Origin of the sequence: Acinetobacter pittii ANC 4050 (assembly GCF_000399685.1) — a bacterium.
GTDB classification, from domain to species: domain Bacteria; phylum Pseudomonadota; class Gammaproteobacteria; order Pseudomonadales; family Moraxellaceae; genus Acinetobacter; species Acinetobacter pittii_E.
The window spans coordinates 1,005,194-1,017,508 of sequence record NZ_KB976987.1; the positions used below are offsets into that span (position 1 = coordinate 1,005,194).

General features: G+C 38.0%; 9 protein-coding genes. 4 read left to right on the top strand and 5 right to left on the bottom strand.

All coding sequences use genetic code 11. From position 1 onward, the window contains the following. The first annotated feature begins 65 nt into the window (after nucleotides 1-65). Both F931_RS08590 and F931_RS08595 read left to right on the top strand, forming a co-directional pair. Nucleotides 66-965 carry a LysR family transcriptional regulator gene (locus F931_RS08590; protein WP_016140993.1) on the top strand — a complete coding sequence of 300 codons (900 nt, stop codon included), beginning with the start codon at nucleotides 66-68 and terminating at the stop codon, nucleotides 963-965. 332 nt (nucleotides 966-1,297) lie between these two features. Further along, entirely contained in the window at nucleotides 1,298-2,602 is a 1,305-nt protein-coding gene (locus tag F931_RS08595) for an MFS transporter (RefSeq protein ID WP_016140994.1), read from the top strand. A 124-nt stretch (nucleotides 2,603-2,726) separates the two neighbouring features. Here the strand turns inward: F931_RS08595 and F931_RS08600 are convergent, their stop codons facing one another. The 3 genes from F931_RS08600 to F931_RS08610 all read right to left on the bottom strand — a co-directional run bounded on the left by F931_RS08600 (nucleotide 2,727) and on the right by F931_RS08610 (nucleotide 7,446). Further along, nucleotides 2,727-4,988, bottom strand: a complete 2,262-nt coding sequence (locus F931_RS08600) for an ATP-binding cassette domain-containing protein (RefSeq protein WP_016140995.1) — start codon at nucleotides 4,986-4,988, stop codon at nucleotides 2,727-2,729. 258 nt (nucleotides 4,989-5,246) lie between these two features. Continuing rightward, nucleotides 5,247-6,614 carry an NAD(P)/FAD-dependent oxidoreductase gene (locus tag F931_RS08605; RefSeq protein ID WP_016140996.1) on the bottom strand — a complete coding sequence of 456 codons (1,368 nt, stop codon included), beginning with the start codon at nucleotides 6,612-6,614 and terminating at the stop codon, nucleotides 5,247-5,249. Nucleotides 6,615-6,690: 76 nt separating this feature from the next. Further along, nucleotides 6,691-7,446, bottom strand: a complete 756-nt coding sequence (locus F931_RS08610; RefSeq protein WP_016140997.1) for a hypothetical protein — start codon at nucleotides 7,444-7,446, stop codon at nucleotides 6,691-6,693. A gap of 81 nt (nucleotides 7,447-7,527) precedes the next feature. On the opposite strand from F931_RS08610, the gene F931_RS08615 reads away from it, so the two are divergent. Both F931_RS08615 and F931_RS08620 read left to right on the top strand, forming a co-directional pair. Next, on the top strand, nucleotides 7,528-8,124 hold the full coding sequence (locus F931_RS08615) for a TetR/AcrR family transcriptional regulator (RefSeq protein ID WP_016140998.1): 597 nt from the start codon (nucleotides 7,528-7,530) through the stop codon (nucleotides 8,122-8,124). A gap of 146 nt (nucleotides 8,125-8,270) precedes the next feature. After that, a complete protein-coding gene (locus F931_RS08620; RefSeq protein WP_016140999.1) occupies nucleotides 8,271-8,678 on the top strand; it encodes a hypothetical protein in 408 nt (135 codons plus the stop codon). 40 nt (nucleotides 8,679-8,718) lie between these two features. Here the strand turns inward: F931_RS08620 and F931_RS08625 are convergent, their stop codons facing one another. Together F931_RS08625 and adeC are read right to left on the bottom strand one after the other, a co-directional pair. Continuing rightward, entirely contained in the window at nucleotides 8,719-10,719 is a 2,001-nt protein-coding gene (locus F931_RS08625; protein WP_416376699.1) for an esterase/lipase family protein, read from the bottom strand. Between the two features lie 162 nt (nucleotides 10,720-10,881). Further along, nucleotides 10,882-12,276, bottom strand: coding sequence for an AdeC/AdeK/OprM family multidrug efflux complex outer membrane factor (adeC, locus tag F931_RS08630; RefSeq protein ID WP_016141001.1), 1,395 nt, complete (start codon nucleotides 12,274-12,276; stop codon nucleotides 10,882-10,884). Nucleotides 12,277-12,315 lie beyond the last annotated feature (39 nt).

The window sequence follows — 12,315 nt, forward strand, 5'->3', positions numbered from 1 at the left end:
CCGTAGTGATTTATTATGATAATCCACTATAATTAGATAGCACTTATATTGAATACTTATAAATAATGAAAGAAAATTTAAACGATTTGCATACTTTTATGGTCGTTGCTCAAGAACGGAGCTTTACCCGTGCAGCCGCAAAACTGAGAACGTCACAGTCAGCCATTAGCCAAACCCTCCGCAATTTAGAAGACCGAATTGGCATAAAACTCTTATCACGAAACACAAGAAGCGTAGCGCCTACAGAAGCGGGGGAATATCTACTCAATTTGCTTCAACCTGCAATACAAGAAATAGAACATGGCATAAATCAAATTAGTGCTTTAAAAAATGATCCAACAGGAACATTGCGTATCAGTGCAGATGAATATGGAATCCAAAGTGTTATATGGCCAGCAGTTGAAAAAGTCATCCAACAATTTCCTAAAGTTTCAGTAGAAATCATCTCTGACTATGGTCTAGTCGATATTGTAGAAGGGCGTTTTGATGCAGGACTTCGAAGAGGCGGTTTGGTTTCTAAAGATATGATCGCTTTACAAGTGAGTGAGCCAATACAAATGCTAACGGTTGCCACCAAAGAATATTTGGATCGTTATGGTCACCCTAAGCAACCAAAAGATTTAGTTGAACATCAGTGTATTAATTTAAGATTACCCACGCATGGTGAACTCTATCGTTGGCAATTTACTAAACAAGGTAAAACTCAGACAGTTACCGTTAACGCTAAAGTTATTTTTACAACCTTATCTCCAGTGCTTCAAGCAGCAAGAAGTGGTGTAGGAATCGCTTATTTACCTATTGATATGGTTCAACCTTATATTGAAAGTGGTGAGTTAGAAGAAACACTAAAGGACTGGCGACATAGCTATGAACCTTATCACCTGTATTATCCTCATAGACGTGAGCAAGCACCTTTATTAAATATCTTAATCAATGCGTTAAAGGAAAATTTTAATAAGAGATAATTCTAAGTAAAGGTACTGTTAAAAATAATAATTCTGATATTGATATTTCTAAGTCAGGAGTTGAGAGATGCAATTTCTAAGTTCCAATAACTCGGAAGAAAGAGATGTCATGCTAGAGCAGATTTTCAAACCAAGTAGCTGAATTAAAATAATAATTTAAAAATATAGTGTGATAAGTAAACCATAAGCGCTGTGTGATCAACCGAAAAAGTTAATGTTTTGACTTTTGGGGGAGAATATTGTTATTTTATTTTACGTTATTCATAAATTGATTATGAATAACGTAATTAGAATGAAAATAATTGAAAGCGCAACATGGAGAAAGGATGACCATGAGAGAAGTTGCATTAAGTGATTTGATCAATCAGCAGAAAGTTGGACGTTATCAGAAATTTATTTTATTCACCTGTTTATTACTGATGATTATGGATGGGTATGACATTCAGTCCATGGCTTACGCAGCCCCAATGATTATAGAAGAATGGGGCGTACATAAAACCATGTTAGGCGTTGTGTTTAGCGCCAGCTTATTTGGTTTGTTTGTCGGATCATTTTTATTAAGTTCTCTTTCTGACCGTTTTGGCCGCCGTCCAATACTACTGATCTCAACCTTTATGTTCTCCATATTGATGCTGGTAACACCACATGTCGGCAGTATTGAGCAATTGACTGCAATCCGCTTTGTTACAGGAATTTTTTTAGGAGGTATCATGCCAAATATCATGGCTTATAGCTCCGAAATTGTTCCATATAAATCTCGTATTTTCACCATGATGGTCATTTCTTGTGGCTATACGGTCGGGGCAATGTTGGGAGGAGGCATATCGGCCTTACTAGTTCCTTGGGGAGGATGGCAGGCGATTTTCTATTTTGGCGGTATTGTTCCTTTAATTATTTTCTTTATCACGTTCTTTAAGTTGCCAGAGTCTTTATATTTTTTAAGTGAAAATAGCAAAAATACTCCCAAAATTTTGTTTTGGTTAAAGAAATTTTATCCTGCGTTAACATTCAACTCAGAGATGAAAATCATTAATACTACTGAAGTTCAGGTTAAAAAATCACCGCTTGAGTTATTTAAAAATAAGCGCGCGTTTTTTACCTATTCCATCTGGATCATTAGTATTTTAAATATGATCAGTCTCTATTTTCTGGCGAACTGGCTACCGACTTTAGCCAAAGAGTCTGGACTCTCATTAAATCAGGCATTGATGATCGGCTCCACTCTACAATTAGGCGGTACGATTGGTAGTGTGGTGATGGGTCTTAAAATCGATAAAACTGGATTTTATAAAGTATTAATTCCTGTTTTTTTGGTTGCAGTGATGAGTGTTGCTTTAATTGGCTATGCTGTTAGCCATATCGTTTTATTATTTATCATTATTTTCATTGCTGGCTTTGCCATTGTTGGTGGGCAACCTGCCATTAATGCGCTGTCTGCGAGTTATTATCCAGTTTCGCTTCGTACCACTGGGGTGGGCTGGAGTATTGGAATTGCCCGTTTAGGTTCGGTCATCGGTCCGTTGTTTGGTGGCTATCTTTCTCAATTTCTGGTCATTACTCATTTATTTGTGATTGCTGCAATACCTTCGTTGTTCGTTATTATCATGCTGATGATTCAGGCCAAGTACCGATCATAATGTTACCTACAAGTGAATGAGCGTGAATAGTTGGTTGAGTATTTTTTACTATAATTAGGGATATGAGAGTCTAAAAGACTCTCACATTTAAAACTTGATTGTGCCAAGCTGGTCAATCAAATTACTACAGCTCTAGATATTTTTTCAAATAGTGGCCAGTTAAAGATTTTTCTGCTGAAAGCAAACCCTTAACAGTTCCTGAGAACACCAGTTCACCACCTTTGTCACCCGCCAATGGACCAATATCAATAATCCAGTCGGCTTGACTCATGATGTCTAAGTTATGTTCAATCACAATGACTGTGTTGCCTTTATCAACTAGGTTATTTAATAAACTAATCAATTTTTCAGTATCAGAAGGATGTAGGCCCGTACTCGGTTCATCTAATACAAAAATATTATCTGTTTCATTGATTTGTTTGGTGAGTTTTAATCTTTGACGCTCACCACCCGAAAATGTATTTAAGCGTTGGCCGATTGCAATATAATCTAGCCCCAAGCTGACCAGAGCATTAAATTGCTGCTGTAAAGTTTGATCTTCAAAAAATTGACTTGCTTCTGCAACCGTCATTTTCAAAATTTCAGCAATATTTTTACCTTTATAAAGATACTTTAATACTTCAGGCGCATATCCTGAGCCATGACAAACATCACATGTCATTTCAACATCATCTAAAAATGCCAGTTCAATTCTTTCGATACCTGCGCCTTTACATTGAGGGCACGCACCTTCGCTATTAAAACTAAACAGCTTGGCACTTACTTTATTGGCTTTTGCAAATAGCTGACGAATCGGATCAAGAAGGTCGAGATAGGTCAGTAAATTGGACCGAATGCTGGCAGTAATTGCAGATTGATTAATGACTTTTGTTTCAGGATATTGTTGGGGTAATACTTTACTGATCAATGTGCTTTTTCCTGAACCAGCCACTCCTGTAATCACGGTTAAACAGTTCTTAGGAATATCGACATCAATATTTTTTAAATTGAATAAATGAGCATTTTTAATTGAAATCCATTCTTTGCCTATACGTGGTGTTTTCTTATAGGTATTTGGTCGTCTAAAAAACTTACCTGTTAAACCTGATGAATTTTTTAATTCTTCGAAAGTTCCTTGGTAAATAATTTCACCGCCGTTGGTGCCAGAAAGAGGCCCCATATCAATGACATGATCCGCTGTTCTAATCAGATCAGGGTCATGTTCAACCAGTAAAACGCTATTTCCTTTATCTCTAATCTTTTGAATAATTTTAATAATATTATCTAAATCTTTGGGGTGAAGGCCGATGCTTGGTTCATCAAAAATATAGAGTAAGTCAACCAGACTATTGCCCAAATGTTTAACCATTTTGATTCGTTGTGATTCACCTCCCGACAACGTATTGCTCACACGGTTAAGGTTTAGATAGCTAAGTCCAACGAGATTTAAGTTAGTCAGTTTATTGATGATTTCATGCAAAACGGTTTCAAATTTTTCACTTTTTATCGATTCGATAAACTCTAAAAGCATTGAAACAGATAGGGCCGTACATTCCGCAATATTTTTACCGTTAATCTTACAGGATAAAGATTTTTGATTAAGCCGTTGTCCCTTACATAGGGAGCATTCTTTGGTGGTAATAATTTGCTCAAGTTTATTTCGATAGCGATTTCTTTCCTGCGCTTCGCCTTTTAAAAAGTTACGTTCAAAGCGGGTCACTAATCCTTCATATAGTGCCGTTTTTCTCCATTTACTTGTTGGGTTTAAAGGCTTGTGCTGAGGAGCATATAAAAATAATTCCCATTCTTTTTCACTATAATCTTTTAATTTTTTATCTAAATCGAAATAACCTGAATCTGCATATCGTGTCCAACGCCATGCGGTAGGTTGATAAGTCGGGAAGTTTATAGCACCTTCTTCATTCAAGGATTTATCTAAATCTAATATTTTATAGATATCAATTGTTTGCTCTAGCCCAATACCTTCGCATTGCGGGCACATGCCATTGGGATGATTAAAAGAAAAAACGTTTGAATATCCAACAAAAGGTTCACCCATACGTGAAAATAATAAGCGAAGATTGGCGTAGATATCTGTAATTGTTGCCACTGTTGAGCGGATGTTACCCGTTAAAGGCTTTTGATTAATAATGACAGGTACATTTAAATTCTCAATTTTATCGACATCAGCGACCCCAAAATGCTGTAAACGATTACGCACAAAACTGTCTTGAGTTTCGTTGATTTGTCTTTGTGCCTCCGCGCCAATGGTTTCAAAAACTAAAGAAGACTTCCCTGAACCTGAAACTCCGGTAAAGGCGACAATTTGGTGTTTAGGAATTTTTAATGAAATATTTTTAAGATTATTTTGTCTTGCTCCATAAATATTTATTGTTCTTTTTGTCATGTGTAATCACTTGAAGTTAAAGATTTAGGCTAAAGGTAAAACAAAATTTGTGAAAAGGATGTATATGTTTATTAAGTAAATAGTTTAAATATTAAACTTATATGTCTTTTCTTTGCCTAGCCTAAATCTCTGGTGGTGACATGTTGGTATGTACCATATGGGCTAATGCAGCAAAGAGATATAGAAATGGTCCGAGTTTAAAATGGACTACAACCATGTAGTCCATTGATTATTTACAGCACTAAAACATGCTTAGCTCTATGAATCCTTTTTAGCTGCAAGCGCTTTGCGGTCAGTTAAACGATCATAGAATGCCGCTGCCTTGAAACCTGTTTTAAATACGCACCACTGGAGTGGTTCAGGTAGCGTAGAAGGGGTCTTGTGGTATAAGTTTTTCAGAATAGGATTTTCTACTCCTTTAATTTTCTCTGCAAGAAGCTGCCCCATGAGCGACTGAGTCGCAAGCCCATGTCCTGTACAGCCAGCTGCATAGATAATATTTTGATGTGGCCCAGTTGATCCAACCACAGGCAAAAAGTCATAAGCCACGCTAACGTAACCACTCCAGCAGTGCTTAATACCAAGACCTTTCAATGTAGGGTGACGCTCACGTAAGATCTGTGCGAGTGCTGCATAGGCTTCGTGATCTGGTACGTTCGGAGTTTTTGAACCGTAAACATAATTCAACTTCTTAACTGTCAACACCATTGTGTTGTGTGCAGTCAGTCGATGGCTTTCCATCATGAGATGCGGTGTAATAATACCTTCTCGGCCCGGCCAACCCAGAGACTCCAACTGCTTTTGAGTTAATTGTTGAGTTTCAATTGCCGACACCCGTATCGGAGCAACTTTATCACGCAGCAATCCCAACTGAGGTGTGAAAGCATTTGTGGTTAACACCATGATGGGTGCGCTGGCACTACCGCGAGCGGTTTTGCAGGTAATGATTGATCCTTCGCTATAAGAGAGCAATGGTGTTTTTTCATAAATTTTAACGCCTGCCTGAATGGCTGCACGGCGTAAACCACTCACGTATTTACCGGGGTTTAGCGTACCGCCTCGCTGTTCGCTACCAAACAGAAAAGCTGGTGGAATTCCACGAGCACGCATTTCGGCTTGATCTACAAAGCGAGTATGGGATCCTAATTCTTCACCAACTCTCATACTGCGGCGTAGCCATTTTTCCTGCGAAGGATCTATAACAGCACGTATAATGCCGGAAGGGTTGTAATCACAATCGATGCCTAACTCGGCCAGACGTTTTTCAACATAGGTCACGCCCTCATCGTAGAAATTGACAAACTGCTTTGCACGTTCAACGCCGAGGCGCTTGGCGAACACTTCGAATTCAATTCCCATACTACCAAGCAGATAACCCGCATTACGGCCGCTGGCACCGAAACCACCGAACTCTTGCTCAAGTACGATGACCTTTGCACCTCGTGCAGTGAGTTCAAGAGCTGTAGACAACCCGGCAAAACCAGCACCAACCACAATGACATCTGTGTTGACCGAACCCACCAACTCAGGTTGAAGGTCGCTAGGCTGTTCTATCCAACCACCTAAAAGACGAAATGGCATAGATTCAGGGTGGCCACTCATCACTTGTTCATTTGAATAATTCATTCGCTATCCTTCTGTATTATTTTACAGTTCTAGACATCGTCTTTAATCTTTTTAAAAACAATGCTCTTAGTACACTTTACTGGCGGGCTGGAATAAAAGATTGATTGGAAACGTTCTGTGCGCGTTCTAGGGCTTCATAGGCGTAATACAACTGAATGATGGCATAGCCCCACGTCACGAAAGCCCAAGTCATGAAAATCATATGAGTATCGTCGCCTGGGATCGGGAAAAAGTCATATACGATGGCTACTGCCAAACTCACTACAGCGGTTATTGTGGTGGCCAATGCATGAAAAGCCTCTCCAGCGCGTACCAAGCAAATAATGAAATAGAACAGATACATCACAAGAATGCTCCACGTGGTGACGTAAAAATACGGACGTATTTCTTGAAAAAAATCTGCTAGAAAAACCACGAAAGTGCCGGCGAATGCCAATACGAACAGCATGACTTCCTTAAAAGCGGACGGTTTGTAATTATGAGTCAATGCCATCAAACCAATTACAGCAATAACTGGCATACCAAAACTACGCGAGAATGAATCGAGAAACATGGTAATTGAAAAATTAACGTTCGAAGCTGTCAGCATGTAAGAGACAAAATTCGTCGCCGAAAATGCAACAATCCACCACTCTAAACCAAGTAGATAATTCTTTTTCTTAAGAAATTTTGCACCGTAGATCCAGCCGGAAAGCGCTAGAACAATACAAGCGACCAACCCAAAGATATTTATAAGTTCCAAAATGGCAGCATGTGTCATTTCACTGTGCGTTAAGATTTTTGAGGTAGTAGCTTCCGTTTGGCTACCCGCATCAAGGCCAAGAATTTTCATAATATGACTTCCTTGTAATTAATTGACTGTCATGTCAGTAAAATAATATGCTATGATGAATTAGTAAACAATTTTTTATTTATGACGATGATGGAAAACAAAATAGGGCGCCCAAGTAAAGCTCAAGAAAGGTCTTATGAAATTCTTCAAGCTGCTGTTTCAGTTGTGGCGAAAGAAGGGTTAGAAGGAATTACTTTTGCCAAAGTAGCGGAAGCTTCAGGCATGCAACGTACTTTGGTACATCATTATTTTTCGTCACGTTCAGATTTAATGAACGCTTTCATTGAACATTACATTTCAAAAATGGGCACTGAGATTATTCATCGTTTTAGTGGAAAACCATTGAGCGAGCGAATCATCATGATGTTCACACCTGAAGTGTATCGGACTCAAGATGATTTAATAGTTTGGTTCGAGTTGGTAGCTCAAAGTGCGAGAAATCCATTTATTCAGCAAATGCTCCATACACTTTGGACAAAGCACTGGCTTCCGGATTTTGAAAATCAATTGGCACAAGAATATCCAAAAGCGACCCCAGAGGCGATTAGCTCAGCGACCTATGTCATTGTTTGTTTATTTGAAGCTTATTGGGCGTTTAGTATTCAAGGCGTCACTGATCAACAGAGACAAAAGCAAATGGAGCAAACGGTATTAATGATTTTAAATGGGTTAAGCTAAATTTAAATAATTTAATACTTAATAAAAATGTGTAGATAGGGGGTGTTAAAGTTCTCTAGAAATGACTACATCTTCTAAGGAGTGGTTGCGTAGTGAACAACAATAGGTAAGATGAAAGAATAGAAATTTTATAAAGTACGGTATCTATGAAGAAAAATTCAAAACTTGATCAAGATACACTTTTTATTAAATTACTATTTAAGTCATCTGCCAAAGTGACAGAAGATGAAATCGAGTATTACCGAAAATATCCTGACCAAATTGACCAAGTCACAGCACCTATTAATATCCATAAAATATTCTTATGGACTGGAGCATTATTAGGAATCGTAATTGTAGCAATTGCTAAACTCCTTAAGTTTTCAGGAAGCTTAGATTTTCTGTCAGAAGGCATTTTAGAATTTGTTATTGATATTATTTATGAAAGTGGAATTGCTTTAATTGGTGCAGCAGTGACCGCTTATATGCTCGGTGTTCTGCTGAATAAACAACAAGAAAACGCCGTAAAATGGCGAGAAGAAATTCGTAAACGTATAGAAGAAAATGAACAATAGAGAAAAAAGCTAAAGTGATTTCACTTTAGCTTTCTTATTTTTAGTTCTTTAAATTATATAAACCATGATCGATTAAATGTTGACTTAAGATCCGACGAAGTTCTAAAACTGATTCGGGCTTTAATTGAATTGAATGTCCACCTTTAATGACTTTTTCTGAAATGGCACCATCCAAATGAGCACTTTTATAGGGAACAATACCGTCTGTAATGGTGTTTGGATCATCGCTTTTTGTGATATTGCCCATAATAGAGTGGAAAACTAATCCTTCTTTAGGCGTTATGCTTGAGGTGAGCTCCATAAACTCAGATTTATTACTCAGATCACTCGGTCCATTTTGGAGTTGATTATTAATTGTTCTTACAAAGTCTTTAAGGTCGTCATCATAACTCGTCAATGTATCGGTTAATGTTTTTAAAAAAGTCGAAGGTAATCGAATAATTTTTCGTGCTGTTACAGTAAACCAGCGATCTGCATAACTTGTTCCACGATGAGGAGCAGCAAGGAAAATGACGCGATCAAAGTTTGGAATGGCCTGCATTCTTAAACGTTCACCAATGACTGGATGTTTTCTCATACGTGCTTGTGCATGTTGACTCATCATAGGCAAAGCTTCTTTTGAAATGTCGGCATTACTCACTAATAGTCGGCTAATAATTCCTCCCATGCTGTGACCAATTAAAACGGCATTAGTGGCAGCGGGGTCTTCTGGATTAAGAGATCCAAATGCTTGCTTGAGTAATGCGTAAATTTGAAAACGACTTTCTAAAATAGGCATATTGGTTGAGTAAAATATTTGCCAAACTTGATAATGCTCACGTAAGGTTTTATCTCCCATAATTTCGTTGGTTACCGCAATCCATGCCTCAGGACTACTGGCAAGTCCGTGAACTAATACAATTACTTTTTTATTGGGATTATAGGGTTCAAGCATATATAAATGCGGCATGTTTAAACGTTGATTACGGTCAATCAAGGTTAAATATGCGGCTGCACCTAGATTATTTTCGGCTAACCATAAACCATACGGTGCAGAGAAATTTGCTGCCAGTGAGTATTCTTTGCCCGCAACATTAATTTTTTCAACATTGTAAGGATCATAGATTTTTATTTTGAAATCTGGACTATTTAATATGTCGCTCTGGGATGCTACCTCATTTTGTGGTTGGGCCACCAGTGTAGAAGCAAGGTAATGGGCTTTATGAATATTCGGATTGATGCCATTTGGATAATTGTAAGCTAGAGGATCAAGAATATATGGATTTTCTTTTTGGTTTGGGTCTTCATTAGAGTGTAAAACCGCAACAAAATCTGAGCCAAAACCATCACGACGGTTAATGCTTCTTAAACCGGAAAAATTCATGTTGTAACTTGAGGTGAATTTCTCAAGTTTTTTGTCTTGTAATTTTTGATAGGCTTCAATATCAATCGTATATGTACTTTTACCAATTTTTATTTCGGAGGGAATTGTTGCAGAAGCTTTTTTTTCACTATAGGCATTCACTAATTGGTTAAGTGCTTGATTATAAAAATCTCGAATTTGTACCTGTCGGTTATCAAAAATACGATCTTGAGGTTCGCGAGAAGACTTAAATAAATAAGCATAGCTATAGCGAATACTTTTATCTAAAGCTTGAAGTTCTTGTTCCAAACAATTGCCCTTGTTTGCTTCTTCAGTTTTAGTATTTACATTATTGTTGGTTTTGCAATCATAAGACTCCGAAAGAGCCAAAGCTTTTGAGAGGTAGAGTTCACTGGCGGTAGATAATAATTGCTCTCCCTGTATTTGAGGAATCTTCTCTAAATCAGAAATACATGTTTCTGGAGTTTGCATGCAAATTTTTGCATCCATACCAGACATATATAAGACATTTAGACTGGCTTCACTTAATTTTTTTTGGGTAAGAATACTATTACGTTCGTTAGAAATAGTGGTGTGAAGTGTTTGTTTCTTCAAACTCACTAACTGACAGCCACTTGTAATTAAAATGCTAAATAGGCTGAGGATACACAGGGGTTGGCGTGGTGGAAATACTAGCATGTTCATAAATAGACCTCGTAAGCAAGGCAGCGCAAAATTCAAATCAACTGAATTAAAGATGCGAAATAACGAATTTCTAATCGTCCTTTTTTAGAAAAAACATGAAATTTAAAGGCTAATGATGGGTGCAAATTAGCCTTTAAAAGATTTATGAAAAATGGGTTATTTATTTAACCCGCCACCCAAGGCTTTATAGAGTTCAATTTGATTATTTAATTTGGTTTGTTCGAGAACCAATAAACCTTGTTGAGCCGCATATGCAGAACGCTGGGCATCCAAAACAGTCAAATAACTATCAATTCCGGCTCTAAAGCGGGCTGTAGAGAGTTTATAAGTGGTATCGGTTGCAGACACTAAACGGCGCTGGGCATTTAAACGTTCTTCAATATGAGCATGGGCCGCCAAGGCATCGTTGACTTCACGGAAAGAAGCCTGAATCGCTTTTTCATATTCAGAAAGCGCAATTTTTTGGTCAATTTCTGAAACCTTAATATTGGCTTTACGCGTTCCCCAATCAAAAATAGGCAGGTCTATGCTAGGGCCAACTGACCATGCAAAACCGCCAGATTTAAATAAATCTTTGAGTTCCGTCGATGCATATCCAGCTGAACCCGTAAGTGTGATGGTCGGAAACATGCGGGCTTTTGCCGCACCAATGTTGGCACCCGCTGCACGAAGTTGATATTCAGCGACTTTCAGGTCTGGACGGTTTTGTAGTAAATCGCTACTTAAACCCGTTGAAAAATTCTTCTCTTGAGTAATTGTTTTAACCGACTGAGTTGGAAGCAGGTTTGATGGAACCGCTTGTCCAGCCAAAAGATTTAACAAGTTCTGTGCTTGTGAAACTTGAGTTTTGTAGTTTGCGACATCATTACGTGCTGTTTCGACCGAAATTTGGGCTTGGCGTAAAGGTATTTCGCTATCAATCCCGACATTAAAACGCTTTTGATTCAGATTGTACGAATCAAGTTGAGCTTTTAAAGTTTGCTGCGCAAGATTTAAGTTTGCTGTAGCAAAAGAATAATTTAACCACGCTTGTGCAACTTGGCTCACCAAACTAATTTGGGTGGAGTCTTTAGCACTCTGAGTTGCTAGGTAATTATTTAATGCTGCATCTTTAAGACTTTTAACACGTCCCCAAAAATCCAGTTCATACGCCGTTACACCTAACCCTACCTGAAATGTAGAGTAAGGATTATTAGGATCTACAGAAGGGTTAACTTGCCTAATGGCATTTGCTGTTGCCCCAATGGTCGGGAGTTGGTCGTATTTACTAATTTGGTATTGCTGCTGGGCACGTTCAATATTTAACGCTGCTGTACGTAAGTCGCGATTATTATTCAAGCTTATTTCAATAACTTCCAATAAACGAGGATCGGCAAAGAAAGTTTTATATCCTTGGTTAGCAATTGAAGGACCAGCATAGGTTTCAGCAAAATTTTGCGGAATATTAGACTTAACAGCGGGTTGAGGCGATTGCATGCTTATACATGCAGTTAAAGTAAGTGAGAGTGTGGAAATCATAAATCCACGAGATAAAACAGCCGACTTAGACATGCTTTTCTCCAAATAATAGAATAAATTTAGGCATAAGAG

What these genes read in the sequence shown, in the direction of transcription:
- F931_RS08590 (WP_016140993.1), top strand. Translation starts at nt 66, where the DNA reads ATGAAAGAAAATTTAAACGATTTGCATACTTTTATGGTCGTTGCTCAA.
- F931_RS08600 (WP_016140995.1), bottom strand. Translation starts at nt 4,988, where the DNA reads ATGACAAAAAGAACAATAAATATTTATGGAGCAAGACAAAATAATCTT.
- F931_RS08620 (WP_016140999.1), top strand. Translation starts at nt 8,271, where the DNA reads ATGAAGAAAAATTCAAAACTTGATCAAGATACACTTTTTATTAAATTA.
- F931_RS08615 (WP_016140998.1), top strand. Translation starts at nt 7,528, where the DNA reads ATGACGATGATGGAAAACAAAATAGGGCGCCCAAGTAAAGCTCAAGAA.
- F931_RS08625 (WP_416376699.1), bottom strand. Translation starts at nt 10,719, where the DNA reads ATGCTAGTATTTCCACCACGCCAACCCCTGTGTATCCTCAGCCTATTT.
- F931_RS08610 (WP_016140997.1), bottom strand. Translation starts at nt 7,446, where the DNA reads ATGAAAATTCTTGGCCTTGATGCGGGTAGCCAAACGGAAGCTACTACC.
- adeC (WP_016141001.1), bottom strand. Translation starts at nt 12,276, where the DNA reads ATGTCTAAGTCGGCTGTTTTATCTCGTGGATTTATGATTTCCACACTC.
- F931_RS08605 (WP_016140996.1), bottom strand. Translation starts at nt 6,614, where the DNA reads ATGAATTATTCAAATGAACAAGTGATGAGTGGCCACCCTGAATCTATG.
- F931_RS08595 (WP_016140994.1), top strand. Translation starts at nt 1,298, where the DNA reads ATGAGAGAAGTTGCATTAAGTGATTTGATCAATCAGCAGAAAGTTGGA.